The organism is Shewanella sediminis HAW-EB3 (genome assembly GCF_000018025.1).
GTDB lineage: Bacteria > Pseudomonadota > Gammaproteobacteria > Enterobacterales > Shewanellaceae > Shewanella > Shewanella sediminis.
Map to the genome: position 1 here is coordinate 5419376 of NC_009831.1, position 26048 is coordinate 5445423.

The 26048-nt window shown below is 48.9% G+C and carries 26 protein-coding genes; 11 read left to right on the forward strand and 15 right to left on the reverse strand.

The features are described from left to right. Positions 1-14 precede the first annotated feature (14 nt). Positions 15-2171 carry an MGH1-like glycoside hydrolase domain-containing protein gene (locus SSED_RS23145; protein WP_012144763.1) on the reverse strand — a complete coding sequence of 719 codons (2157 nt, stop codon included), beginning with the start codon at positions 2169-2171 and terminating at the stop codon, positions 15-17. A gap of 18 nt (positions 2172-2189) precedes the next feature. Here SSED_RS23145 and SSED_RS24895 point away from each other — a divergent pair, with 18 nt between their 5' ends. Beyond that, entirely contained in the window at positions 2190-2381 is a 192-nt protein-coding gene (locus SSED_RS24895) for a hypothetical protein (RefSeq protein ID WP_041421879.1), read from the forward strand. A 206-nt stretch (positions 2382-2587) separates the two neighbouring features. Here the strand turns inward: SSED_RS24895 and SSED_RS23155 are convergent, their stop codons facing one another. Then, a complete protein-coding gene (locus tag SSED_RS23155) occupies positions 2588-3193 on the reverse strand; it encodes a YhgN family NAAT transporter (protein WP_012144764.1) in 606 nt (201 codons plus the stop codon). 238 nt (positions 3194-3431) lie between these two features. Between SSED_RS23155 and SSED_RS23160 the strand changes: the two genes are divergently transcribed. Together SSED_RS23160 and SSED_RS23165 are read left to right on the forward strand one after the other, a co-directional pair. Next, positions 3432-4961, forward strand: a complete 1530-nt coding sequence (locus SSED_RS23160) for a ZIP family transporter (protein WP_012144765.1) — start codon at positions 3432-3434, stop codon at positions 4959-4961. 209 nt (positions 4962-5170) lie between these two features. Further along, positions 5171-5932, forward strand: a complete 762-nt coding sequence (locus SSED_RS23165) for an NRDE family protein (protein WP_012144766.1) — start codon at positions 5171-5173, stop codon at positions 5930-5932. Here the strand turns inward: SSED_RS23165 and SSED_RS23170 are convergent. Together SSED_RS23170 and SSED_RS23175 are read right to left on the reverse strand one after the other, a co-directional pair. Then, entirely contained in the window at positions 5913-6476 is a 564-nt protein-coding gene (locus SSED_RS23170) for a Tll0287-like domain-containing protein (RefSeq protein WP_012144767.1), read from the reverse strand. The two genes, SSED_RS23165 and SSED_RS23170, sit on opposite strands and share 20 nt — an antisense overlap. 123 nt (positions 6477-6599) lie before the next feature. Beyond that, complete coding sequence (locus SSED_RS23175) at positions 6600-7022, reverse strand: YybH family protein (protein WP_012144768.1); 423 nt, start codon at positions 7020-7022, stop codon at positions 6600-6602. Positions 7023-7481: 459 nt separating this feature from the next. Here SSED_RS23175 and SSED_RS23180 point away from each other — a divergent pair, with 459 nt between their 5' ends. Then, entirely contained in the window at positions 7482-8033 is a 552-nt protein-coding gene (locus SSED_RS23180; RefSeq protein ID WP_041421880.1) for a lysophospholipid acyltransferase family protein, read from the forward strand. 85 nt (positions 8034-8118) lie between these two features. Further along, positions 8119-8745, forward strand: coding sequence for a LysE family translocator (locus tag SSED_RS23185; protein ID WP_012144770.1), 627 nt, complete (start codon positions 8119-8121; stop codon positions 8743-8745). A 183-nt stretch (positions 8746-8928) separates the two neighbouring features. Here SSED_RS23185 and SSED_RS23190 read toward each other — a convergent pair whose 3' ends face one another. Beyond that, complete coding sequence (locus SSED_RS23190) at positions 8929-10191, reverse strand: mechanosensitive ion channel family protein (protein ID WP_012144771.1); 1263 nt, start codon at positions 10189-10191, stop codon at positions 8929-8931. Positions 10192-10387: 196 nt separating this feature from the next. Between SSED_RS23190 and SSED_RS23195 the strand changes: the two genes are divergently transcribed. Together SSED_RS23195 and SSED_RS23200 are read left to right on the forward strand one after the other, a co-directional pair. Beyond that, a complete protein-coding gene (locus SSED_RS23195; RefSeq protein ID WP_012144772.1) occupies positions 10388-10924 on the forward strand; it encodes a hypothetical protein in 537 nt (178 codons plus the stop codon). 92 nt (positions 10925-11016) lie between these two features. Continuing rightward, entirely contained in the window at positions 11017-11643 is a 627-nt protein-coding gene (locus tag SSED_RS23200) for a DUF3157 family protein (protein WP_012144773.1), read from the forward strand. 128 nt (positions 11644-11771) lie between these two features. Here the strand turns inward: SSED_RS23200 and SSED_RS23205 are convergent, their stop codons facing one another. The 4 genes from SSED_RS23205 to hutC form a co-directional block, all read right to left on the reverse strand. Beyond that, a complete protein-coding gene (locus tag SSED_RS23205) occupies positions 11772-12272 on the reverse strand; it encodes a PaaI family thioesterase (protein ID WP_012144774.1) in 501 nt (166 codons plus the stop codon). A gap of 218 nt (positions 12273-12490) precedes the next feature. Then, complete coding sequence (gene hutH / locus SSED_RS23210; RefSeq protein WP_012144775.1) at positions 12491-14023, reverse strand: histidine ammonia-lyase; 1533 nt, start codon at positions 14021-14023, stop codon at positions 12491-12493. Positions 14024-14026: 3 nt separating this feature from the next. Then, entirely contained in the window at positions 14027-15697 is a 1671-nt protein-coding gene (hutU, locus tag SSED_RS23215) for a urocanate hydratase (protein WP_012144776.1), read from the reverse strand. Between the two features lie 174 nt (positions 15698-15871). Continuing rightward, positions 15872-16573 (reverse strand): histidine utilization transcriptional repressor HutC, encoded by a 702-nt coding sequence (gene hutC / locus SSED_RS23220; RefSeq protein ID WP_012144777.1) that lies wholly within the window; start codon positions 16571-16573, stop codon positions 15872-15874. Positions 16574-16768: 195 nt separating this feature from the next. Between hutC and hutI the strand changes: the two genes are divergently transcribed. After that, positions 16769-17995 carry an imidazolonepropionase gene (gene hutI, locus SSED_RS23225; protein ID WP_012144778.1) on the forward strand — a complete coding sequence of 409 codons (1227 nt, stop codon included), beginning with the start codon at positions 16769-16771 and terminating at the stop codon, positions 17993-17995. Positions 17996-18256: 261 nt separating this feature from the next. On the opposite strand, the gene SSED_RS23230 is transcribed toward hutI, so the two are convergent. The 4 genes from SSED_RS23230 to SSED_RS23245 all read right to left on the reverse strand — a co-directional run bounded on the left by SSED_RS23230 (position 18257) and on the right by SSED_RS23245 (position 22869). After that, complete coding sequence (locus SSED_RS23230; RefSeq protein WP_041421881.1) at positions 18257-18988, reverse strand: hypothetical protein; 732 nt, start codon at positions 18986-18988, stop codon at positions 18257-18259. Positions 18989-19614: 626 nt separating this feature from the next. Beyond that, positions 19615-20163 carry a porin family protein gene (locus tag SSED_RS23235; RefSeq protein ID WP_012144780.1) on the reverse strand — a complete coding sequence of 183 codons (549 nt, stop codon included), beginning with the start codon at positions 20161-20163 and terminating at the stop codon, positions 19615-19617. 485 nt (positions 20164-20648) lie between these two features. After that, on the reverse strand, positions 20649-21833 hold the full coding sequence (locus SSED_RS23240; RefSeq protein ID WP_012144781.1) for an alpha/beta hydrolase-fold protein: 1185 nt from the start codon (positions 21831-21833) through the stop codon (positions 20649-20651). A gap of 235 nt (positions 21834-22068) precedes the next feature. Further along, positions 22069-22869 (reverse strand): tetratricopeptide repeat protein, encoded by an 801-nt coding sequence (locus SSED_RS23245; RefSeq protein ID WP_012144782.1) that lies wholly within the window; start codon positions 22867-22869, stop codon positions 22069-22071. A gap of 259 nt (positions 22870-23128) precedes the next feature. Here SSED_RS23245 and mtnC point away from each other — a divergent pair, with 259 nt between their 5' ends. Further along, positions 23129-23806, forward strand: coding sequence for an acireductone synthase (gene mtnC, locus SSED_RS23250; RefSeq protein ID WP_012144783.1), 678 nt, complete (start codon positions 23129-23131; stop codon positions 23804-23806). Positions 23807-23970: 164 nt separating this feature from the next. Here mtnC and SSED_RS23255 read toward each other — a convergent pair whose 3' ends face one another. Beyond that, positions 23971-24741, reverse strand: a complete 771-nt coding sequence (locus tag SSED_RS23255; RefSeq protein ID WP_012144784.1) for a DUF4344 domain-containing metallopeptidase — start codon at positions 24739-24741, stop codon at positions 23971-23973. Positions 24742-24839: 98 nt separating this feature from the next. Here SSED_RS23255 and SSED_RS23260 point away from each other — a divergent pair, with 98 nt between their 5' ends. Then, complete coding sequence (locus SSED_RS23260; protein ID WP_012144785.1) at positions 24840-25274, forward strand: acyl-CoA thioesterase; 435 nt, start codon at positions 24840-24842, stop codon at positions 25272-25274. A 24-nt stretch (positions 25275-25298) separates the two neighbouring features. Continuing rightward, positions 25299-25556, forward strand: coding sequence for a GNAT family N-acetyltransferase (locus SSED_RS23265; protein ID WP_012144786.1), 258 nt, complete (start codon positions 25299-25301; stop codon positions 25554-25556). A gap of 80 nt (positions 25557-25636) precedes the next feature. On the opposite strand, the gene SSED_RS23270 is transcribed toward SSED_RS23265, so the two are convergent. Continuing rightward, positions 25637-26041 (reverse strand): acyl-CoA thioesterase, encoded by a 405-nt coding sequence (locus SSED_RS23270; RefSeq protein WP_012144787.1) that lies wholly within the window; start codon positions 26039-26041, stop codon positions 25637-25639. Positions 26042-26048 lie beyond the last annotated feature (7 nt).

Sequence of the window (26048 nt, forward strand, 5' to 3'; positions counted from 1 at the left end):
TGACAATGTTCGCTTCACGGCCGACTCAGCCATGAATCATATATCAAGAGCAGCACAGATGCCGACCAACTGAAGTTAGTGCAGTGCAGCCCCCTGCCGGTTAGCGGATCGTAATTCTCCCTGATAGGCGCCTGTTGAAGGATCCCCTCACCCTGCTCAACCAGACGTGTTGCAAGACGTGTGGCTTCCGTGTCATAACCATATCTTTTAAGCCCCATTAACCCAAACAGGGCCTGATCCAGCCACACCGGTCCACGCCAATACTGAGTCGCAGCGAAGTTCGGGCTATCGGCACTGACCGTAGGGAATGGGATTTTTGTTGCGAATGCCTGCTCGGTCAGATGTGTTTCTACCATCTGTTTTGCCTGCAAGGCCGAAGCCGCGCCGGCCCATAGGGGGAGCCAGCCCTCGACTCCCTTTCCGGCATCTATCATTTTATGCGAACCTGAATCATCAAACCTCAAGTCATAGAAAAAGCCACTGCGCTCATCGAACATGCGGGTCTGAATGAGCTCTTTCAAATGAGCCGCCTCACCCGCCCAGCGGCTAGACTCCCTATCGAGCCCTTGCAACTTAGCCATCCTGGCCAGCAGCTCTTTTTCAGCAAACAGGTAAGCATTAAGATCCACCGACTCCTGAGACAGAGAAAAACCTATGAGTTTGCCATTCTCATCAAGATTTTTCAGCACCTGTACGCTGGCATCATCATCGAATCTGGGGGCATTATCCATGCCGGATTCCCATGCTGCCGCCTCGATTATCGCGCCGCGCAACGGTTTACCGTCTTTGAAGTGCGCAGGATGCAGGTTAGCACCGTATTCGGCGAGGCCATTGCCGTTGTGATCACGATTGCGGTACCACCACTGATGGTAGGCCACCAGTTTAGGGTACATGAGCTCAACAAACTCAAGGTCGCCACTCTGTTGATAGATCTCCCACACCGCCCAGGTCGCCAGCGGCGGTTTACCGTTGCGCTCATTCCAGTTGCCCCCTTCTCCGCCCCTGGCTGGATCTTTATTGTAAAAAATGGCATCGGGCAGGCTACCGGCATCTTGTGGCCGCACCCTGTCCTCGACGGTAAATTGGTAGTCAAACATAGCCAGTACATTAGACTTGGCCAAGTCGGTATCGAAATGGGACAAGGCCACAGCTTGTTTCCAGCTATCCCACGCCCAGACACCATTGAACCATTTATAGGTGACCGATGGCGTCACCGCATCATGCAGCAGTGCCCCGGCCGGACTGCGCCAGTTATGCATCAGGGTCAGCATGCTCTTCACGGCCATCTTGCGATAGGCCAGATCGCCACCCGAGATAGCCCGGTCGATTCTCCGCTGCCAGCGCCCTCGATTCGTATCCAGTGCCCTGCCTATCTCATTCCACTCGGGTATCCCATGTGAGATGCGCTCGGCTTTAGTATGAAAATAGCGCTGGGCACTCAAGAACTCCTTATGTTCGCCGCCAGCCAGAGAGATAATTGATGTGGAAGCTTGGTACCCCTGCTCCTGTGACAGCTCGATCCGCATCTCACGGTCAAACCAGATCTCATATTCGGCATCGGCTAACTGCATCTGCCAGGTTTCCATGACGGAATTAAGGCGCCATCTTATTCCCGTTTTCCAGCTATCGAGCCGCTTAATGACCCTATGCTCAGGAAGTTTTGGATGAGAGCTAAAGGGAACGCCGGACCAGCTAAGCTGCCAATGTTGCGGACTCATAGTGTTATTAATGAGCCGGGTGCGGATCACCGAGGTACGGTTATCGCTATAACTCAGACTCATCTCCAATGAGAGTTCGGGCCATCGAAATTGCTGAACTAACGCATCGGGACGACTAAAGAGCCGACTCTCTGTTGCCTGAGCAAAATCTAAGATTTTGCCGCTATCCATATTCTTAAGCGACAACCTCTGCAGGCTGTCACTCAGATGAAGGCTGTACTCCTGAGCGATAAACAGGGGACCGGTAAAGCTGCCAAAATACTCAGGTGTGTCGGGGAGGTGAAAGCCATGCCATGCTCCCTGATCCACATAGGTGGCGGGGATAACTAAGTTTCCCTTTCCATCCCGCTCCTCCATAGAGGTCGGAGTACCTTGATAGGGAAGCAGATCATGATAATCGGCAGAAGTCTGTGCCGTGAGGCTTGAAATACAGAGCAGGAGGCAAGAGAGCATGAACTAACCAAAGATAAATTGAATACAATATCCCGATTATGTCGAGAAGCCGCTCTCGATGCAAGAGGGGAAAAGAAAGCGGTAAGTCGTAAGCTCAAGAGAGAGCTGAGAAAGTGGCGAGTGGCGAGTGGCGAGTGGCGAGTGGCGAGTGGCGAGTGGCGAGTGGCGAGTGGCGAGTGGCGAGCAGATGATAAAAAAGAAAAAGAGTAACAAGCAACAAAAACTATGTTGTCATCCCGGCGATGCTTTTAGCCGGGATCTAATGCTTTTTAGCGATTAAAATTGCAAAGCTAAAGAGTGTAAATCAAAAGCTGGATTCTGAAGCCAGTTCAGAATGACGGCCTTCAAGCCCTGCAAGATTCGCGGCTAAAGCCGCTCCTACATAAAGAATCAGCCGCTTCAGCCCGTAGCTCGGCTTACGGAACAGCCTGGCCTATGTGGGACATATAATCTGCAATGCCATCGAGGAACATCTGTACCGAAATCATCACGAGTACCATACCCATCAGGCGTTCGACCGCCGTAAGTCCCTTCTCTCCGAGTACCTTAGTGAATACTTTATAGAAGAGTAGAATGACGGCACTCGCACCCCATGCAGCCAGCAGGGCTATGGTCCAGTCCATCATACGGGAGCTGTCTGTATGAGCTAACAGGATCAGTGCGGCTAACACCGAGGGGCCAGCCATCAAGGGGATGGCCATGGGCACGATAAAGGGCTCTTCACCCGCCGCCAATCCAACGACACCACCCGGCTGGGGAAAGATCATTCTTATCGCAATGAGGAACAAAATAATACCACCGGCAATACTCACCGACTCAGATTTTAAGTTAAGGAAGTTTAGAATGGCTTCACCGGCAAACAGAAATAACAGCATAATCACGAGTGCAAATACCAGCTCTCTGATCAGTACCCTACGGCGTTTCTTGGGCTCAATATGACGCAGTATCGACGCAAAAATAGGTAGATTCCCCAAGGGATCCATGATAAGAAACAACATAACTGCGGCGGAAAAGATATCCATAAAACATGCTTAGTGAGAGGCCAATATATCCCTATATTCTATAACCTTTCTCAAACACTTCCATAGACAAATTACACCAGCAAGCTCACAACTCACAGAAACAGGCGACATTCTCATCTGTTTCTGCTCGATATTCACCCTCAGCACGTCGTTTTTTTGTTCTGTGTGTAAATTCTACTTATTCGTCTCAAGACTGGTATACTATGTGTCGTTTTCCAAGGCCTCCTCTTAAGAAATCATGCTCTATCTTCTAGCCAGTTGTATCGCACTATTGTTAGGTCCTATTTTCTATCGCTTTTTCACGGCAGAAAACGGACTCCAGAAAGGCCTGGATGGATTTATATTCGTCTCCTTAGGCGGTTTAGTGCTGGTTCATATTTTACCCGAACTTCTGGAGCATGGCGGATTCCTTGCCATCATCTTTGTCATCATTGGCCTCTGGGGGCCCACGGCCAGTGAACGACTCTTCCACCGATACTCTGAAGTCACCCATAATCTGACGCTTATTCTCGGAATAGGTGGACTGCTGCTGCATACCATCACAGACGGCGGGGCCATGGTATTGGCTCAGCAAGATGAGAATTCAATTCTACTGGCCTTAGGGGTCATACTTCATCGACTCCCTGTTGGTTTAGCCATCTGGTGGTTGCTTAAGCCGCAAGTGGGTGCACGCTGGGCCATGGTGGTTCTTGGCTGCATGATGCTGCTGACCAGCGTTGGATACTTTGCCGGTGAACAACTGCTCGCTCATTTGAGTCTGGATAATACCGTATACCTGCAGTCCTTCGTCACAGGCTCTATTCTTCATGTTGTACTGCACCAACCCCATGGTCAGAGCCATGAAGATAAACAAGGCAGATATGAGTACCATGCCGGGATCGGCAGTCTGCTCGGTATCGGCTTACTGTTTGTATTGCTGATGATGGACTCGGGCGGACACGAACACCACCATCACAGCCACAGCACAGAGCAACTGGGTGATTGGATGCTGACGCTTGCGCCGGTATTGCTGCTCAGCTATACAGTTGCCGCCATCAGATTCAATTTCGGCCTGTCTCCACACAACACGGAACTGGGTCAGAGGTGGTTACAGCGATTAGCGGGGCCGGAAGCCCTGATTATTACCGCACTCCTGCTCGGCCCTGTTATTGCCCTGTTTCAGCTGATCGGCCTCTCGCTTCTCGGGACGCTACTGACGCTGGCCAAGGTTGAACCAACCGATCCGCATCTCTCCTTGCCCAAATCTCCCTGGCGTTTCGGCTTCGCCCACCTCATTGACCGAAGTGCGCCCTGGATACTGTTAAGCTTGATTCTCGCCAATTTAATTGGTCACCCGGCTGTCCCCTTGGCTAATCCGGCAATTCAGGTTGCCGTGCTACTCGTGCTGTTTTTGCCGATGCGTTTTTGTAACTTAGGCGGTGCGGTACTGGCACTGTCGTTAGCCTATAGCGGTTGGAGTATGCCGGCGGTAATGCTGGCCCTAATCGCGGCACCTATCTTTAATCTTGCTCAGTTGAAACTGATGAACTGGACACTCAGAGTGCTTGTTATCACTCTGGTACTTGGCTGCTCATTGATAACGGCAATGATAGCGCCTCAATGGCATGCCATGATGACCCTGCCAGACCCGATAAACACGGTATCGCTAGTCATCCTGGCCGCCCTGTTCGCGGCAAGCTTATTACGCTTAGGCCCGAGAAAGTTTATGGCGAGGATCATGCTGCTAAAGCCAAAAGCGCATAGTCACTCCCATGAGCACAAGCATTAGGGCTAAGATAGTTTTAAGCTCGGGACAGAGCTGAGAAAGCTGCGAGTTTCTCCATGTAGGAGCGGCTTTAGCCGCGAATGTTTAAGGGCTACGAGATTATCCTCAAAACTCGATCCTCGTGGCTTTCTTTCCCTTATCCCCCCAAGTTAATGGCAATAATTTCAAATCCGGTTTAGATTCAGAATATAGTCCAATAAGTTTGAGTTCCTATGTGCATTCTCTTTATTGCCCTGAATCAACACCCCGAGTATCCCTTGATAGTCTGTGCCAACAGAGATGAGTTTCATCACCGTCCCACCGAGCCTGCCCATTTCTGGAAACCTGACAATGAACTGTTAGCGGGTAAAGATCTTGAAGCGGGTGGTAGCTGGTTCGGGATCAACAAGGAGGGTGACTTTTCGGCCCTGACCAACCTGCGCAACCCGATGAATCAAAAGAGTAATATGAGAAGCCGTGGCGAGTTAGTGCTTAAGGCACTTAAACGATATGAGCCGCTCACGGTGAGCTGGCTTAGAGAGCACAGTGAAAACTACAACCCTTTCAACTTAATCTTCGGCCATGCCGATGAGCTTTACTGCTTCAACAGCACCGCGAAAGATCTGACTCTGTTAACCCCGGGCTTTCACTCGATCAGCAACGGGGCTCTGGATGATATCTGGCCCAAGATGGCAAGGGGAAGCCTGGCACTGGAGAAGCTGATCACCGAATCGGCAGAGCCCGATATTGATGAGTTAATCAGCATCATGAAGGATGAAACCCGGGCCGGCGATTTGGATCTACCCCAAACCGGCATAGGCGTCGAATGGGAGCGACTCCTCTCTTCAATATTTATTCGCCACGAAGAGTACGGCACCCGCTCCACCAGCATCATATTGCAGGATAAGCAGGGCAAGACCCGCTTCATCGAAGTCAGATATGACGGCAAAGGCAGAAACCTTGGCCGTCAGGTGTTTACGGTTGAACCGGCTTAAGTGAGAGGCTAAATGCCCCTCTAATTTCGCCAGCCTGATAACCTAAGGCGAGATCATCGGGGTAGTTCATCTTTATCTTGTCGTGCAGGGGTTGGGCGAGATTGCTGCCATGGCATTTAAGACACAGGGGAGTGGTGACCTGCGCCTTCATAAAACGATATTCGCCGTCAACGAGCTCCCCACGCTCTAACTCTTTCGCCGGCTTTCCGGCTGCAAGTTGCGACTCAAACTCCTTCAGTACTTTTTGCTCCCAAGCATCGGCGACAGCACTGGCATTACGATTCTTCAGGCTGACTCGACGGATATTCCATCCGGATTGTTCGGAGAGTTCCCGGGCAATTTCAGGCGCCTTAATGGCACAGACATCGACGGCATTCACTGGCCCTCCCTGTTGCATCGCCTGTATAAGCTGAGGCTTCAAGGTAGCACCGAACTGTTTAACCAAGCCTTTAGCATCCCGATGTAACTCTTGGGAGGCATTCACCGAAAAGGAAGAGATTAAGAGAGTGATAGCGAGGATGGCCGGGCTGCGATATTGATTCATTGGGGACTACTCCATTAGTTTTTTCTAATTACGCGAGCAATATTAGATAAAACTAATGGCTAGTGCAAGCCCTGTTTATGATAAGGTCAGGTTATTTCAGTATCTGGTTATTGTGGTAGCTGGCTAATTAGAGGTGTGGTCGTGGGTGATCACCCAACGGTCATCAATTTTCTCAACCAGTAGGGTAAACACACCATTGGGCTGATCCTTTATCCGGGTAAGCTGCCAGCGCCCAACCACTATCGCCGCATAATTACTGAGCATCTTAGTGTCTTTGATGGTGAACTTTAAGGTGCCCAGTGTCGCCTTATCCGGGTAGTTTTTCTTATACGCCGCTAACGTCTCTTCCCAACCATAGCGAAACTTCTTTCCTGAGACGAAACGCATCTTGTCACTTTGCCAGTATCCCTGCATATATCCGTCGAGATCACCTCGATTCCAGGCATCTTCCTGCATCGACAATATCTGAGTGATATCATCAGTTGGAACAGCGGTAGCGCTAAACGCAAGTAGCATCAATAAGGCTGAAAATCCCTTTTTAAACATGCTTTTCTCCAAATGTGCGCGATTGGGTGTATGATTGATTATATACCCAAACGACCTCGAAATGCAGAATTCAGCATGTCGAGAAGTGGCTTGGGTATATACTATCTCAACTAACGAATTCACGCCTCGCCATTATATAATACCAATCGGTATAAAGGTGTGGTCACTCAGCGAGAGTTTAGCGCTTGTGAGGCAAGGCAACGAGTGAGGAACATAGTTATTCTACGTTTAAGCTCGTTAACGCAGTATCGCAAGTGCTAAAACTCGCCTATCAGGAGTGTTTTTGGCTGCCTACTTCTGTGTTGAATGAGTTCAAAAGGGATCACCATTCCCTCACTCTTTCGCCTTGAATTATGCAGCCAAAAATAACTCTGAGTTGACCACTTTCTTATACCGATTGGTATAATACCAATCGGTATAATGAGGCCGATTTCATTTTAAATGGCATTGAGTTTTTATATGTTTCAACAATTTTGCAAATTAGTTTTGAAGTTAACTGGCTGGACTATCTCAGGTACGCTACCCACCGACAGCCAGTTTGTCGCTATCGTTGGTCCACACACCAGCAACTGGGACTTTATCATAGGCGTACTGGCACGAGGAGCATTGGGAGCGAAGGTCAACTTTCTCGGGAAACATCAACTATTTATGCCACTTTGGGGATGGTTTTTTAAAGCCGTCGGCGGCAGGCCCGTTGACCGGACTAAGAGCAATAATTTAGTCGATGCAGTCGTACAAATCTTCAATTCAGATCCCGACTTTAGTTTGGCGTTAGCGCCGGAAGGCACCAGGAGCCCGGTAAAACGCTGGAAGACCGGGTTTTACCATATTGCGAGCAAGGCTAATGTACCGATAATTACCGTAGGTTTAGATTTTGGCAATAAAACGGTGATAATCCCGCAAGGTACCCCAACCACCGACGATATGCAGCAGGATATGGATCAGATTATCGCCTTTTATCGCGCTATCAAGGGTCGCCACACTAAGGTTATACCCGATTTCCAGCCCTGATAGTGATCAGTTTTCAAACACCAGGATTGCCTATTAAACCACTGGCCGCTATAGTGCGGTCACCACCCACTATTTTATACAATATATGACTTTCGATACCTGGCTACTCTACTTTTTCGCGGTACTCCTCATTGCCATCGCTCCCGGCACCATGGCGGTACTGTCGATGAGTCATGGGATTCACTATGGCAAGAGTCGCAGTTTAGCCACGGCATTAGGCAGTGTCACCTCAGCTCTTATCTTAATGGCGGCATCCGCCGCGGGACTCGGTGCCCTGCTAAGCGCAACCGAGTATGGCTTTACGATTTTAAAATACTGTGGTGCAGCCTATCTGATATTTCTGGGAATAAAGCTCTTGCTCACCAAGGCAAGCGCGAAAGGCTTGGATCTTCAACATATCAAGGGGAAAGGCAGTCCTAAACAGATGTTCAAGCAGGCCTTCTTAGTCGGAATAAGTAACCCAAAGGATCTACTGTTTTTTGGTGCCCTGTTCCCGCAGTTTATCGATATCACTGCCCCCCAAGGGCCACAGCTGGCGACGCTTGCGATCACCTGGGCGATAGTCGATTTCAGTTTCGTGATGCTCTATGCCAGCATGGCCAATGTACTGGCCCCGACACTCAAGACCAGTAATAAACTGCATTGGTTTGACCGAACCAGCGGTGGCGTTTTTATCACGCTAGCGGCAATTCTGGTAACGAGAGAAGGGTAAGAGCAGCGATAAGCTCAAGACAGGGCTGAGAAAGCGGTAAGTCAAAATCTGGATAGCTCTATACGTACAGCTCATAGCCAACTTGCTCTTACTTACCACTTAAAACTTACCGCTTACGACTCTTCTCCTCTTAAACATTCGCGGCTAAAGCCGCTCCTACATGGAAAATGTCCAACTCGCAGTTTAACGCTTATCGGCTTTCAAACTCCTGATATCTGAACCTGTCGGTCCCTGGAAAACCCTCAAGCCGAACTCCGGTAATATGGCAAAGATATGATCGAAGATATCCCCCTGAATTCCTTCATAGAACCCCCAACGGGTATCGTTGGTAAAGATATAGATCTCTATCGGTACCCCTTCCGATGTCGGCGCTAACTGACGCACCAGCAGGGTCATATCTTTATGGATCTTGTCGTGATTACTCACGAACTCCTTCAAATAGGCCCTAAAAGTACCGATATTCGTCAATTGTCGACTGTTAACAGGCATATCGGCATCATCGACCTGACTATTGAAGTCGGCTAACTCATCATTCTTAGCCGCAAAGTAGGCCTTAAGATGATTGATCTTACTGAGGCGAACTCTCTCCTCTTCAGAGAGGAAGCCGATCGAGTGAATGTCGATGGAGACAGAACGCTTAATGCGTCGTCCACCGGACTCAGACATGCCGCGCCAGTTTTTAAATGCGTCAGAGACCAGGGCATAGGCGGGGATCATAGTGATGGTCTGATCCCAGTTACGCACCTTAACGGTCGTCAAAGAGACCTCTTCAACCGCACCATCGGCCCCATATTTATCCATCTGGATCCAATCGCCGGTGCTCACCATGCGGTTCGCCGCCAACTGTATCCCAGCGACAAACCCTAAGATAGTGTCCCTGAAGACCAACATAACCAAACCAGTCGCGACACCTAAACCGCTGAGGAAGTAGAGCGGAGACTGATCCGCAATCACCGAGATGGAGATGATGACGGCCACAAAGAAGAGGAATAACTTAAACAGCTGCACGAAACTCTTTATGGGAAGCCGTCGACTGACCAGATTTACATCGGCAATCTCATTGAAGGCATCCAGGGCACTATATACCGCGCGGATAAGTATGATAACGATACTCACACTCAGCAGGCGATCCATCAGAGAGCTCATCAGATGATGTTCGGTGAGCGCGATGGGTAACAGAAGGTCGAGCACCAGCGCCGGCACGATATAGGAAAACTTCTCCAACACATTGTGCCCCATGAAGATATCGTCCCAGTTAACTTTAGAGCGCTGGATGACGATGTTCATCGTACGGACGACACCTCTCCTGACAATCAGGTAGGCGATCATTGCCAGCACCAAGCTGGCAAAGACCAATACCGATGTGGAAACACCATCCGATGGCGTACTGTTTACCCCCCAGTCCGATAACCACTGAGAGATCTGTAATCTTAATTCTTGATCCACAATAACCTTCCCTTAGAGACTGGAGCCAGGATGACTTTTTGTTAAATCATCGCTCGCAAGCCGAAACAATAGAGTACAAAACAAGACACAACCAAGTTACAAGCGTCTATTTTAAAAGAAATTTTAGCACTCTTGATTGACTACAGCCAAAAGTTTAACAACAATCCGGTTTTAAAGTCGAAATCGGATGCTATAGATGAAAAAATATTTACTCGCCTCAGGCCTTATTCTCACCAGTTTAACGGCAACGGCAAATCAATTAGCACCAGAGACTGATTCCGCCTTTAAACCTAAAATGAGCGTTAGCCTGGATTATATTCCTGCTGCGAATAACATGTATGGCGTCACTTTCGCTCCCTACCACTACGATAGAGACTACGCGAACTGGGGTTACTATATCGGTTATGCGGCCAGCCCAAAAGACGATATGGATGTTCAGGAACCCGGAGAGGGTTACACCAAGGACACCATGTGGCGCTTTGGACTCAGTTACAGCCTGACCAGCAACTTCAGCCTATATGGCGGCGCAGCCTCATATAACCATGAATCTCACTACACCAATAATATCGTTCCCTTCATTGTCGATGGTGAGCCCGTATGGGAGGAGGAGTCCAATACCTCCTGGGGAGCGGAAATCGGCCTCAGATATATGATGGATTTTGGTTTGATGATCGGTGCAGGTTACAACTCAGCCTCTGAATCTGCGGTGATCAGCATAGGCTATGCTATGTAGGGTCGATATAGGCCTTAAAATCCTTCGCCCTATATGAAATCTGCCCACCTTTTGTATATGCTAGAGCCATCTCCTTTATTAGGTTCAATCTCATGCATAAACTACTGCGGGTATACACTTCACTGGCACTGCTAATATTTACGGTACCGGTCATGGCCGATGAGGTCGCTAAAATCACCCTGGAAAATGGTGCAACCGTTAGGTTAAATGACGACTTCACCTGGGAATACGTCATACTCAAGACTCAGGAACCCGTAGTAGCCCCTACCGCGACAACTCAGACAGGTTCAGAAGTAAGCTCTGCTGCAACCGTCGCGACGGTAACGACAACATCCACAGTGGCTAATGCGTTAACAGAGAGTGCGATGGAAAACTCGGCTCTGTTAAATCACACAGCAAAATCCGGCGTTAAAGTCAGATTACTTAAGAGTGAGTGGGACGCAGATAACAGACTCGGACTGACTTTCGACCTGGCCAGTACCAGCTCAGAGAATTACGTGGTGATTGAACTCGACATCACCCTATTCGATGACAGTGGAAAACAGCTGAAAACCGAGACGGTCAAGGTATGGAAGGCGATATTCAGAATGGCCAACACCTATCTACGTAATGGTGAACAACGCCAGAGTAAGACCTTCTGGATAGAGGGCATAGACAAGTCTCAGTGGACTAAAGAGTTAATGAGTCTCAAGATTGGCGAGATGGACTCACGCATGTAGTCTATCTGTCAGGCTCAGTCTATTTACTCAGCCTGTTTACTATGAGAAAGCGACCCTGAATATTCACATTCGGGGTCGGCTTTAATTAGCTCGCCTTCTGTCAAATAGCCTTCAATGTATCTTCATTATTAGTTACAGCTGAACTCATCATTAGTTACAGCTGAACTCATCATGGTTTCCGGCATCTTTACCGCCACCATATGTCCCTTGGCACAGACCTTCCCCATGGTACTCAATGTAATATCTACTACCACTTTTCGCGCTTTAACCTCACGGATCACTCCACGAAGCTCAAGCTCGACTCCCATAGGCGTGGGCGCCAGATAATCGATATTGAGAGCGGCAGTAACGAAGCGTTCGCTGGGAAGTGTGCCCACCTCTCGCCCTTGCTCCCGATAGGCAGCAGCCGATGCGCTCCCCGTCCCATGACAATCGATTAACGACGCGATGAGTCCGCCGTAGACAAACCCGGGAATAGCGGTATGAAACGCTTGCGGCATAAATACGGCCCGTGTTTCATCACCATCCCAGTAACTCTTCAACTGATGACCATGGGAGTTATTCTTTCCACAGCCATAACAGTGACTCAGTTCCTCAGGGTAGCTATCCTGAAAGGCAAGGTTACTCATCTTGTACTCCGTTTATTGACCCCATTTAATCTCCCCAAACTAATGTAATCTCCTACCTGGCACAACACAGACAAAAGCCTTAAGACCAATGGAGTATTAGGATAAAAGGTCGCTGCAGACAACAAAAAAGGGCCCTAAGGCCCTTTTAATACGACATGCCGATTGACACAAAGCTCAAATCAATCAAACCTGCCAACTGAAATTTCAATCAAGTTTGATTACAAACTTGGCAGGATCCCGTCTGGCAGGTAAGCATTGAAGCTTGCCGTGATAAGCAGGTCAGTTGCCGCTTCGATATCCGGGCCGAAGAAACGATCCTTATCGTAGTAAGTTACCAACTCACGTATTTCGGCCTTCGCCTTAGCGACAACAACACTCGGCTGAAGTGGTGCACGGAAATCCAGCCCCTGTGCCGATGCCAGCAACTCGATAGCCAAGACACCGCGGGTATTTTCAGTCATATCACGCAGACGACGCGCCGCGAACGTCGCCATAGACACATGGTCTTCCTGGTTTGCCGAGGTCGGTAAACTATCGACAGACGCCGGATGAGCATAGGTCTTGTTCTCCGATGCCAGCGCCGCCGCTGTCACTTGGGCGATCATGAAGCCAGAGTTCACCCCACCATTTTCCACCAGGAACGGAGGTAGCATAGACAAGTTAGGGTCGATGAGCAGTGCGATACGACGCTCGGCGATAGAGCCCAACTCGGCAAGAGCTATCGCCAAGTTATCAGCCGCCATGGCAACAGGCTCAGCGTGGAAGTTCCCCCCCGAGATGATGTCTCCGGTATCCTGGAACACGAGTGGGTTATCGGTAACGCCGTTCGCTTCCGTGCCAAGCACCTCAGCAGCATGACGAATTTGGGTTAAACAGGCACCGAGTACCTGGGGCTGACAACGCAACGAGTAAGGATCTTGCACCCTCTCACAGTCCACATGACTCAAGCTGATCTCAGACTCATCGCCTAACAGGAGGCGGAACAGTGCAGCCGAATCGATCTGCCCCTTCTGTCCACGGGCTGCGTGGATGCGGGAATCGAACGGACTACGACTGCCCATGGCAGCTTCGACGCTCATCGCACCGATGACTGAGCTGGCCGCGAATAGATCTTCGGCGTTAAACAAGCCCTCTAAGGCTAACGCCGTCGATGCCTGTGTACCATTAAGCAGGGCCAGGCCCTCTTTAGCGGCAAGTTCGATAGGCTTAAGACCGGCGATCTCCAGACCCTCTTTGGCACTCAAAATCTGCCCCTTGTAGCTCATCTCACCCTCGCCGAGTAACGGCAGGCACATATGAGCCAAAGGAGCCAAGTCACCCGATGCGCCCACGGACCCTTTTTCCGGTACACATGGGTAAACTTCTGCGTTAACCAATGCGATAAGGAAGTTAATCACCTCGAGACGAATGCCCGAGAAGCCGCGACTCAATGAGTTGATCTTCAATACCATCATCAAGCGCACGGTCGCATCTTGCATATATTGGCCGGTACCTGCGGCGTGTGACAACACAATTGAGCGCTGTAGCAACTGCAGATCATCGGCCGCGATCTTAGTGTTCGCCAGCAGGCCGAAGCCAGTGTTGATACCATAAACCGTGCGGCCTTCATCTAACACCTGCTGGACTAAACCGGCACTGGTGTTGATATCATTAATCGCACTATCGGCAAGCTCCAGGCTTACTTTTCCACGACTGATCTCGCGGATTTGTGACAGGGTCAGAGTTCCAGGGTTTAAAATTAAATGACTCATCAATTACTTCTCCAGCATCGGCAGATCTAAATTCTGCTCTTTTGCGCATTTCTTAGCGATATCGTATCCGGCATCGGCGTGACGCATCACACCTGTCGCTGGGTCATTCCATAGCACACGGCCTAATCGAACCGCAGCCTCATCACTGCCGTCTGCGACAATAACCACACCCGAGTGTTGGCTAAAGCCCATACCCACACCACCGCCATGGTGCAGTGATACCCAAGTTGCGCCACTGGCCGTATTCAGAAGTGCATTCATCAATGGCCAATCTGAAACCGCATCCGAGCCATCGAGCATAGATTCTGTTTCACGGTTAGGGCTGGCAACTGAGCCGGAGTCCAGATGGTCACGACCGATGACAACCGGCGCCGAAAGCTCGCCACTTTTAACCATTTCGTTGAAGGCCAAGGCCAAACGAGCACGGTCTTTCAGGCCAACCCAACAGATACGTGATGGCAGTCCCTGGAACGCGATACGTTCACGGGCCATATCCAGCCAATTATGTAGCTGTGGATTATCAGGAATAAGCTCTTTAACCTTGGCATCTGTCTTATAGATATCTTCAGGATCGCCGGATAGTGCAACCCAGCGAAATGGTCCTATACCTTCACAGAAAAGCGGACGCACATAGGCAGGTACGAAACCTGGGAAATCGAATGCATTTTCGACTCCCTCTTCGAATGCCATCTGGCGGATATTGTTACCGTAATCGGTCGTTGCAGCGCCTGCGGCTTGCAGAGCCAGCATGGCTCTGACCTGTACCGCCATAGATTGTTTCGCAGCCTTAACCACAGCCGCTTCATCTTTCTTACGCATCTCGGCGGCGTATTCGAGTGTCCAGTTCTGAGGCAGGTAACCATTCAAAGGATCGTGCGCCGACGTCTGATCGGTCACCACATCCGGGGTTACACCGCGTTCAACCAACTCGGCAAACACATCAGCAGCATTGGCAAGCAGACCCACAGAGACAGGTTTACCACTCTTGTTCGCTTCATCGATCATCGCCAGAGCTTCATCGAGCGAGTCTGTTTTCTTATCCACATACTTAGTACGCAGACGGAAATCGATACGGGTTTCATCCACTTCACAGGTCAACACTGAGTAACCCGCCATAGTGCCGGCCAGCGGCTGAGCACCACCCATACCACCCAAGCCACCGGTCAGGATCCACTTACCCTTAGATGAACCACCAAAATGTTTTGTCGCCATGGCGGCAAAAGTCTCGTAGGTGCCCTGCACGATTCCTTGAGAGCCAATATAGATCCAAGAACCCGCCGTCATCTGGCCATACATGGCCAAACCTTTCTTATCCAGCTCGTTGAAGTGTTCCCAGTTGGCCCAATGTGGCACCAGGTTAGAGTTGGCGATAATCACGCGAGGTGCGTTACTGTGGGTCTTGAAAACACCAACGGGTTTACCCGACTGAACCAGAAGGGTTTCATCCTCTTCGAGGCGCTGCAGCACTTCGATTATCTTGTCATAGCACTCCCAATCACGGGCCGCACGTCCGATACCACCGTAGACCACCAGGTCTTCCGGGCGTTCGGCAACATCCGGATGCAGGTTGTTCATCAACATACGCATAGGCGCTTCGGTGAACCAGCTCTTACAGCTTAACTTTGTGCCGTGTGGCGCTATGATGCGACGGCTTGGGTCGTGTCTCTTATCCATCTTGCATAACCTCATTTCAATTTGTTGTTGCTTGTATTGCTTGCTCTTAACTTATAGAGAGTAGAGAGCCGCGTTGTTCTCGTTATGTCTGTACTTATTCTTATATTTACTGTTGTCTTTCTTGCTAATCCTTACCCACGCAGTGGCATTAATCGAAATGCGCAGCAGATCGATTTAGAACGTCAGATGACCACCTAACCTGAATCGTGTCCCGGGATGGATCAGTCTGGCATAGCTCACCATGCCCTTGCGCGACCAGGTACGACGAATGATCTGCAAACAGGGCTCACTCGCCTCTATCTCCAGATGTTTTTTATTATGTTCGTTGGCCACCACGGCTTCTAAGGTATGGCGCGCCTCGGTAAGGGGGGCAACCTGTGACAGATATTCGTGAGGAGTCTGCAGTGTAAAGTCCTGCAGCAGGTAATCGGGCACCAGTTTTGGATTAACGAAACGCTCCTCCAGCTGCAGAGGCACGCCCTGCTCGCAATGCACCAACACCGAGTAGAAGACCTGAGTTCCCGTCTCCAGCCCCAAGGCGATGGCTATGGGTGCTGTCGCTTCGGTTTGAGTCAGTTCAAGCTGTTTAACGCTATAGCCATGGCCCCTGTCTTTAATTTCATCGGCAATATTGCGAATGGCCATCATAGAGGACTGAGATTTAAGCTCGGCGACGAAGGTACCCAGGCCCTGAGAGCGCTCTAACACACCATCATCGGTCAATTCCGTCAGTGCACGGCGCGCCGTCATTCGGCTGCATTCAAACAGCTCAGCCATCTGGTTCTCTGAGGGAACACGGCTATGCTCCTCCCATTCACCGGATTCGATGCGGGCTAAAATATACTGCTTTATCTCTGCAAACTTGGGCGTTGCCATACCAATCCTTTGCTCTTTCTTTTGCGGTATCAGGCGCTAGGTTCTAGAATCTAGAAACCTCTCTTTGGCCAATAACGCTTTTCAAACGATGAAAATTACCGCTATAATCCTAGCTTGTATATACAAGTAAATACAAGTTGGATCACAACTTTTATTTCCGAACGAACATGAACACGTTAAGAGTGAGGGAAAAATATGTCTTGGGATCAGGTCTGGATTGACGTCAACGTAGCGACAATGTCTCCTTCTGTATCAGCGCCTTACGGAGCGATAACCGATGCAGCTGTTGCGGTAGAAAAAGGCCGAATTGCCTGGATTGGCCTCCGTTCCGAGCTGCCCGAATTCGATGTTCTGTCAACACCGGTTTACAGGGGGAAAGGCGCCTGGATAACCCCGGGCCTTATCGACGCTCACACCCATTTAGTGTTCGCCGGTAACCGGGCCAACGAGTTTGAGCTTCGCCTGCAGGGCGCCAGCTATGAAGAGATTGCCCGTAGCGGCGGTGGCATCATCTCCACCGTTAAAGCCTGCCGTGAAGCCAGCGAAGGCGAGCTCTTTGAGCTGGGCCGAAAACGTCTCAACGCCCTGGCGAAAGAGGGCGTGACCACGGTCGAGATAAAATCCGGCTATGGCCTGGAAACAGAGACAGAACTCAAACTGCTGCGCGTCGCCCGCGAGCTCGGTAAGCATCATCACGTCGATGTGAAAACCACCTTCTTAGGGGCTCATGCCATACCGCCAGAGTATAAAGACAACGCAGAAACCTATGTGGACTTAGTGATTGACGAAATGCTGCCCGCCGTTATCGAGGAAAACCTTGCCGATGCGGCCGACGTCTTCTGTGAAAATATCGCCTTCAGTGTCGAGCAGACCGAGCGGGTATTAACCGCAGCCAAAGATGCCGGGCTCGATATCAAGCTTCACGCCGAGCAACTCTCTAATCTGGGAGGTTCGGCTATGGCCGCCAGGCTAGGCGCCAAATCGGTGGATCATATCGAATACCTGGACGAGACCGGAGTAAAAGCCCTGAGTCAAAGTGGCACCTGCGCCACCCTGCTCCCCGGTGCCTTCTACTTTCTGCGTGAGACTCAGATGCCACCGATTGAGCTGCTGCGTAAGCATAAGGTACCCATGGTTCTGGCCAGTGACTACAACCCGGGATCGTCGCCGCTCTGCTCGAGTCTGTTAATGCTCAACATGGGCTGCACCCTGTTCCGCCTGACACCAGAGGAGGCGCTTGCGGGTATGACACGCAATGCCGCCAAGGCATTAGGGGTAGAGGACAACGTAGGTGTCCTTGAAGTTGGGATGCAGGCTGATTTCTGTTTGTGGGATATCACTACACCGGCTCAGCTTTCCTACTCATATGGCGTAGGTGTGTGCCTTGAGGTGGTCAAATCAGGACAATTGGTACACCAGTAATTTGGTAGCCTGAGCGATGAGGCTGACTCATCGTTTGGGTTGGTTTCATCTGGCGATATGGGTACTTGGTGGTTTTATGGTGCCCATGGCTATACTGATATTAATAGCCTGCGGCTCGCTGAATGTGCAGGTACTTCTGTGACACGCCACAAGTACAATCCCTGTAGGCTCTTCCGTGACATCCCTGTCACGGAAGGTCACAGCCGCACCTACACTAGGTGATTAATCTCTTCGATTTAGCTGTAGTAGTTTAAAAAATCTCTATTTAACAGGGATAACTACGGGGTCGGGTTCCAATAGCTTATTTTCTTTTATCTCATTGTAATAATGAATCACTCTTGATTTGCGAATTTCAATCTGCTCTTGAGCTTTAGTGGCAAACTCAACTAAACCATTAGTTGAAATATCAACCTCTGTTTCAGTTTTAATACCATTTACCTTTACCCACCACTTACCATCACCGAACTTATAGTTTTCACAGGTAGGTATATCACCACTCTTATAGGATATGTTTGGAGTCCAAGACATTGCAGCTCTCTTATCCATAGGATTAGTAATCTGTTCTGAATACTGGTGAATAAATGATTTATCTCGAATGAATTGAGCCTTAGCATGAAACAATTTATCTATTTCCAACTTTGGTTTTTTTACCTTCAACCTATAATATTTCGAGCTCAACTTATAAAGTTGTGTTAGTAATTTATCCAGAGCTTGAATGCATGCAACATAGTATGTGGCTATGTCAAAAAGTGATTTTATATAGAACCTTACATTTTCCTTTTCGTACAAAATAAAACTACACATCACCTCAGAAGTTACAGCTAACCTATTATCAACTATCTCGCAATGCATCTTCCAAGAATCTAACTCCATTTGAATAAAACTAGCTAAATGGTCAATATTCCAAATAAGGTTTGGGTCAGGAATAAGCTCCCCCTCACCAGTCCACTCTTTCAACTCTCCCTCACCCAACAAAAATTCAGATAACTCCACATATCCTCCTAATGAATCCACTGCAAAAGAAAGAACTATAGAGTTCTCATTCTTATTCCGATGAATGATGGCCATTCACTAATAGAGTAACTTTAACTTACAAATAGACAAGTTAGTTGGTTTAATTTGAAACGAATCAACTAAACATGATTTCATCATGCATACCCCAATTCCCCTCTAGATACGATAAATCCCCGTTGGAAGGTGAATATGGCGTAGCCATAAGCTCATGAACGAGAGCTAGGAATAGCGAACTGGCTTTGTAAATGGATTTACATGCCGAAATATGTAGATAAAAATGCTGTAGAACCATCATGGATGATGGTTCAGGCTCGGGGCTACATGGATGTAGCATCTGAGCCGTTAGGCAATTTTTATTGGAATATGAGGCCCGTACTTAATGCATGTAACTTCGCCGGGGCGTCATGGTGGTTCCAAGGGCGAAGGTCATAACAATGACCTCTCTGAGCGAGAGGTATGGATACCGAACTGGCAGTTAAACAGGGATGTTGTTGAGAGGACGAGCAGTCCTCCTTGGTCGGGTGTGGGCTGAAGACCCACGACTTTGACCCAAACGAAGTTTGGAAAACAGAAAACGAGTAGACCTATGATCGATACATAGGTAGCTAGAATCTGTAATGCAAACCAACGCCAAATTGTTTCAGGCTGATATCGGCGTAATAGTTCTCCAGCTCGCTGTATTCAGGCTCAGTTTCACTCATCTCATAAGACACTCGTAACGCCAGAGACTCTGTCAGGGTCACATCCACACCGGCGCCGAACAACCAACCTGTGCCTCGATAATCTTCGTCAACACCGTCATCGTTGCTGTAGGTCTTGTTGACTACCAGACCCGCCTTCAAATAGCCAGTTACACTGTCGGTAAAGGCATGTCGAATCACGGGGGAGATGGTCACCGCCGCTATTCTCAAATCCATCTCATCGACGAGACTATCGGTCAAAAAAATGCTCGTCTCGATGCCAAAACTGTCATTGAAGTTGTAGCCACCATAGATGCCGAGCCCTATGGCAGACTCATCTAAGGTACCGATATTGTCTTCTACACTGGTGTGGTTAACCTGGCCACCGAGGTAAAAGCCCAGGTCTTCGGCGGCAAGAGCGGGTGTCGTCGCGGCCAGTAACATGCCAGCGGTTAACAGAGAGTTGAGTTTCATTGCAGTCCCTTTATTTGTGTATTCACTTATCAGTAAATGTCCTTAAAATCGTTGATATATTAACCTTTTACCGACGTAAAGACAAAACCTCTTCTCCAACATTCGGCGCGAAAGTACTGGCAGCCCCCGATGTTTAAAGCCTAACAATCAATATACTCAAGTTAACAGTTTCTGACCCTAATCAAACCAACACAAAATTCTCTGAACATACCAAGAGAACCTCTAGGTTAAATTAGCTCCCGTTGGAAGGTGAATATGGCGTAGCCATAAGCTCATGAACGAGAGCTAGGGATAGGGAACTGGCAGTTAAACAGGGATGTTGTTGGCGAGACCGCTCATTAACATCCATGTTATCGCGGCATTCGTGAATCCATTCACATCAGACGACAGCTCTCCTTGCCCTACTCTTTGCAATTAAGAGTGGAATGGAATTCCACGACGTTCATCAAGCGAAGCTTGATAATTGTTAATAGCTAAATGCCTATTTATAGAACACCCTTTTTAGCCTCAAAAGCGGCCAGACTCTCTGAGTACCTCTTGGTCCAGAATGGATGCTCGGTGTTATTCAACGCAAGTTGCTCATGTTTGATGGCTAACTCAAACTCTCCAGCCTCTGCATAGGCGTTCGCCAATGCGTCATGGGCCGTGTGTGAGTCGGGCGCAGCCTTCACTGCAATCTGGTAAACAGCCAACCCTTTTGCTGCATCCTTGGTCGACTCGGCTTTGGCCAGGGCTATCAGGGAGTCGGTGGCGGGCACCTCGAAACCGTACTTCTCCTCAGACAGATAACGGTAGTGTGCCAGTATCGCCTGCGCACCTTGGCTTGAGATCTCGGAATCTGGCTTTAACACCCGATGAACATCATTAAACAGCAGCTCTATACCATAGGCGGTTGCCAATATAGGTTGAGTCATATAGTAGGTGCCGTCGAAGCGTTTAATGTGGTAATCCAGTTTCGATGTGGCATTCGCCTCTATGATTGATTCCATCTCAGCAAAGCTGGCTAATTGCCTCTTCTCGAAGCCGCTGTCACTGGTGCTCATCAGCAGAAACCTTGGCTTGCCTTTCATGGCGGCGAGTTTCTTGGGGGCATCCTTGATGACATAGGCAAAGTCTTTGCTCAGTACCGGACTGGCGGCAAAATAGGCATTAAAGAGGCCGGGACGATTGAGCAGGGTGTAGAGACTTAAGCCTGCATTGCCGGTAAAACCGTTGAGGATACGAAAGCCATTGGTTCGGTACTTGCTGTCAATTGCCGGGAGCAGCTCTTGCTCCATAAAATCCAACAACAGTTCACTGCCCTGCTCTTCGATAGCTTGCACCTTCAACAGACCCAGTCCTTTGTGCCCATCGGGCGCTGTTACGATAATGGTTTTCAGCCAAGGCCAATCGCCGTTATGGCTCATCCAGTCATGCATACCGCTAAGGTAGGCTTGGCTGCGAGGATGAAAGTCCAACAGAAGCACATACTCTTTATCACTGTTCTTGCTATAACTCGGCGGCAAGGTAACGATAAATTCGGCGGACTCCTTAAACTGCTCCGATGAAACAATGAGCTTCTCCACCTGACTCAGGTGGACATTCGCCGCAGAATTTTCAGCAAAAATCTTAGGGCTGAACAGCAGACCTGATATAGACAAAGCAATAATATAAACGGTATTTCTGAGCATGAACCTTCCCTGTATGAGTTCGACAACATCGCTTTATGCTTGATAGTTAACAAACCTACAACATGCACTGGGTGATTACAAACAGTCAGGAGAGGTGATTTAAAACAGGAAAGGTTCACGACTGATGTGCCTGAAAATATAAGAGGCTGACACAAGGTGACAGCCTCTTATATTATTGACAAATAACCTAACAGCCAGCTTTTGATGGCCCTTATGCCTGGTACGGTAAGCTTTACTACCAGGTCGACATCAGAAACTCTCGCATTCGTTCACGGTCAGACTCGGTGTTACACGCTATCATCTCTGCACAGGTACGCCCCCTTAACATGGTTCCCGTCGCTGCTCCGACATCCGGGTTCCTCCTCCTAAGCCTGGCGATATGATAGGTGACCACCTCCTCCAGTGACGGTGCCCTCACCTCAATGACCTCCATCTCGCCAACGGGGGCGGGTTTAGACACTGGCGCTTTTTTGGGGACGATATCCTTATCGTTAAGATCTAACTTAACCTGGCTGATATCGGCTAAGATATTTAGGGTATCCTGATGGCCATTTTCGAAGGCTTTGGAGAGGTACTCCTTGGCCTTGAATTGATCCGTTTCTATCAACTCCCCCTCCAGGTAGAGCAAGCCGAGCAGGTGGGTTGCGTCATCGAGCCCCTCTCTATCTGCGGCTCTCAGGTACCTCATCGCTTTATCAACATCCTGATTATCACTCTCCTGTAGATAGATGATAGCGGCCTTATACTGAGCAAATGGGTTGTCATATTTTGCGGAGCGTCGATACCACTTGGTGGCTAAGCGCATATCGACTTCGGTGCCGTAACCGTTTCGATAGATCTCGGCCAGGGTATACATGGCATCGGAGTGACCATAACGCGCTAATGTTTTGTACTCCTGAAATGTTTTGCTGCAATCTGAGGTATCACATGGAATGATTTGAGCAGGTATGGAATGAACCGTCGGCTTAGCTGGCGCAGCTCCGCTGCACAGAAGTACTACCAATCCTAATGTATAAGTTAAAATGCTTCCTTTCATAACTATCACTCTCCATCCGTTGAAATAATGACCTAATCAGACAGCGTAGTATCTGCTTGTATTTTAGTCAAAGCGACTTAAGTAGGTGGTATATCTAGAATGTCCGCATCGATTGCAGCCTCACCCCACCAATATCCGCCAAATCTAACGGGAGCTGAGATGATAATTAACTAGCCAAATTATGCGTTTCAGCATAGGATCTGAATTGAAATTTTGCAGATGCATTTTTAGTCAAGATATTGTGGAGTAAGCAGACATTATGGGTATCAGAGCCATAGTTGTAGATACAGCAGGTACGACAACCGATCTTAGCTTTATTAAGGACACGCTTTTTCCTTATTCAGCCAAAGCCTTACCCGACTTTCTTAAAGAAAATGAGCACAATGTGCTGGTAGAAAATTGCATCTGTGATGTCAGAGATATCGCGTTAGAGCCAGAGGCAACGCTGGAGCGAGTCATCGAGATCCTGCAACAATGGGTTGCCGAAGACCGCAAATCGACACCACTTAAGACACTTCAAGGCCTTATCTGGAAACAAGGCTATGCCAAAGGTGAATTTACCGGTCATATTTTCCCTGACTTTATCGATGCAATCGAAGGTATTAAGCAGCAAAATATGCGCCTCTATAGTTTCTCTTCCGGTTCGGCCGAAGCGCAAAAGCTGCTTTTCAGCCACAGCGATGCTGGCGATCTAACACCTAATTTTGACGGTCACTTCGACACTCGTACCGGTAATAAACTGTTTAAGCAGGCTTACTGCAACATCATTAACACCATCAGCTTAGCCCCTAAGCAGGTGCTGTTTATTTCGGATGTGATCGAAGAGCTCAAAGCCGCAGAAGAAGCTGGCATGCGTACCCTGCAGATGGTTCGCACTCCAGGTCAGCGCACCGGAACATATAAGCAGATCAGCAGCTTCGCTGAGCTCACTTTCTAAGCTTTTTCCACATTGAATAGCGCTAAAGGCACTCTTCGAAGAGTGCCTTTTTTGTGTCTGGACTTTTTGTTATTGAGAGTTATGAAGATTTACCACGGACGGTATAAAACCTTCGCTGTATCCGTCCTTACTAACTTCCAAACGATCTGCCAATACTGAACAGCTTATTGTTTCGGTAACGGCTCTACCGAGTACAACTCCTTCAGCCTGTCCCAGTTTTCAGTTTGACGAAGGTACTCCTCCTCGCAGTAGCTATCTCTCTCTATCTTCAGCTGTGCTTTCGAGATTATCTCCCGGTTCTTCTCAGGGTCGCTGCCGTAGATAAGACATAGGGTCGCGAAGTAACGCTGGGCATCTAAGCTGTGTTCGTCCCAAAAATGATCATCGTCGAAACTCTCAACATCTTCATCCTCGAGGGCGAAGAGATCGGCGGCGCTCAAGGCAATTTCATCTCCTTCTTCAAAAGAGTTAAGCAGGAGTAGTGTGGCCAGTGTATCGACGGCGTCCTCCTCCTTGCCGAGCACTATCACCTGGTTGCTATAGATAAAAGCATGGCCATATTCATGGGCCAAGGTGTGCATAATCGCATCCTGAGTTGCTTCGACCGCTGTCAGTCCTGTTTGCTGATAGTTATCACCTTTGAAACGATTCAGTACTTCGGTGACAAACTGATAGGGAAACAGTATTTGCATCTTTTCAGGATCGAACAGCGGGCCGTCGTCTGCACCAAACTGAATCGTTAACTTCTGCTTGATCGGAAGCTGCTCATCGAACAAATGCTGCATCTGTTCAGAAACGGACTCGATCACCTCCCGTGCCTGATTGTCTTCAGGACTCACAGCGGGAAGAAACTGCTGCTCAGTAAGCGCTGCCGCATGGGGTGAAAAACAAGCCGGAACAAGAACCAGCGTCAGGGCGAGGAGTATCTGTTTCATCTCAAATATCAAGTCTCAAGTCTATGAACTTGTTGCTACTATGACATGCTGTTATGCTGGCTCACAAGTTAAACAACCGTTTGAATAAAGGGCTGGAAATGGAACGTTTTATCAGGGAGTACCCCATACACACCGAAATATCGGTAGCTTGGGGCGAGATGGATGCACTGCAGCACGTGAATAATGTGGTTTACTTCCGCTATTTCGAAACCGCCCGTATCGATTTTTTTACTCAGATAAACTTGCTCGCCGATCTTCAAAGCACTCAGGTCGGCCCGGTGATCAGCGAAAACACAGCTCGCTACAAGCGTCCGGTCACCTTCCCTGACACCTTACTCGTCGGTGTATCCATCAGTGACATCAAGCAAGACCGCTTTATGATGCATTACAGTGTCTATAGTCAGGCACAACAAGCGGTGACCACCTTAGGCAGCTCGCAGGTGGTGATGTTTAACTTTAAAACCGGTAAGAAAGCAGAGCTGAAACCCGCACTCCTCGATGCCCTCAAATCCCATGAACTGGCGGATGCTTAATCCGGGGAAACAAAGAAAAAAGGCATGCTTATGAATACAAATGACATTGAGATCATTCACCTCATCGATGAACATGAGTTTGTTATTAATGTAGGACAAGCACAAGCTAGCCTCTCCTATGAGCTTTTTGACGGCAGGGTTAACTTTACTCACACCTTCGTGCCCACAGAACTCAGGAATAAGGGCTTAGCCGAGAAGCTGGTCCGCCATGGACTAAGCTGGGCCAACTCGGAGCAACTCATCATCGAGACAAGCTGCTGGTACGTACAGAAGTTTTTATGACTCCTGCTCCTGTACTTGTTCTAAATCTAGCGGCCAAAATTCCAATGGTTATAACTACACTGATTTAACGACAGGAGTAACTACTTGCCGGTCAGCATAGAGAGTTGCTGTTTAATCTCATCTGAGAGTGGTTGGCTCTTATCTATGCCGTAATCGTAATGCACCATGGTCGTCTTGGTCTCGGAGGTTTGTCTCCCCAGCTGCCAACTCTGTTGTATTACCTCGAAGCTGCTATTACCGACACGACTTATCCAGGTTTTGATGCTGACCGGGCTACCATAGTTTGTCGGTGAGAGAAAAGCGATATTAAACCCGGCAACGATGAGATCCCACTTTGCCAGATCCAGTGTCGGGTTAAATATCTCAAATATCGGCTTTCTAGCCGCCTCATTCCAAACCGGAATAATGGTGTTATTGATATGCCCCAGGGCATCCGTTTCATTGAATCTGGGTTGGATCTCTAAGCTAAAGAAAGTCTCTGACACGTCTGAA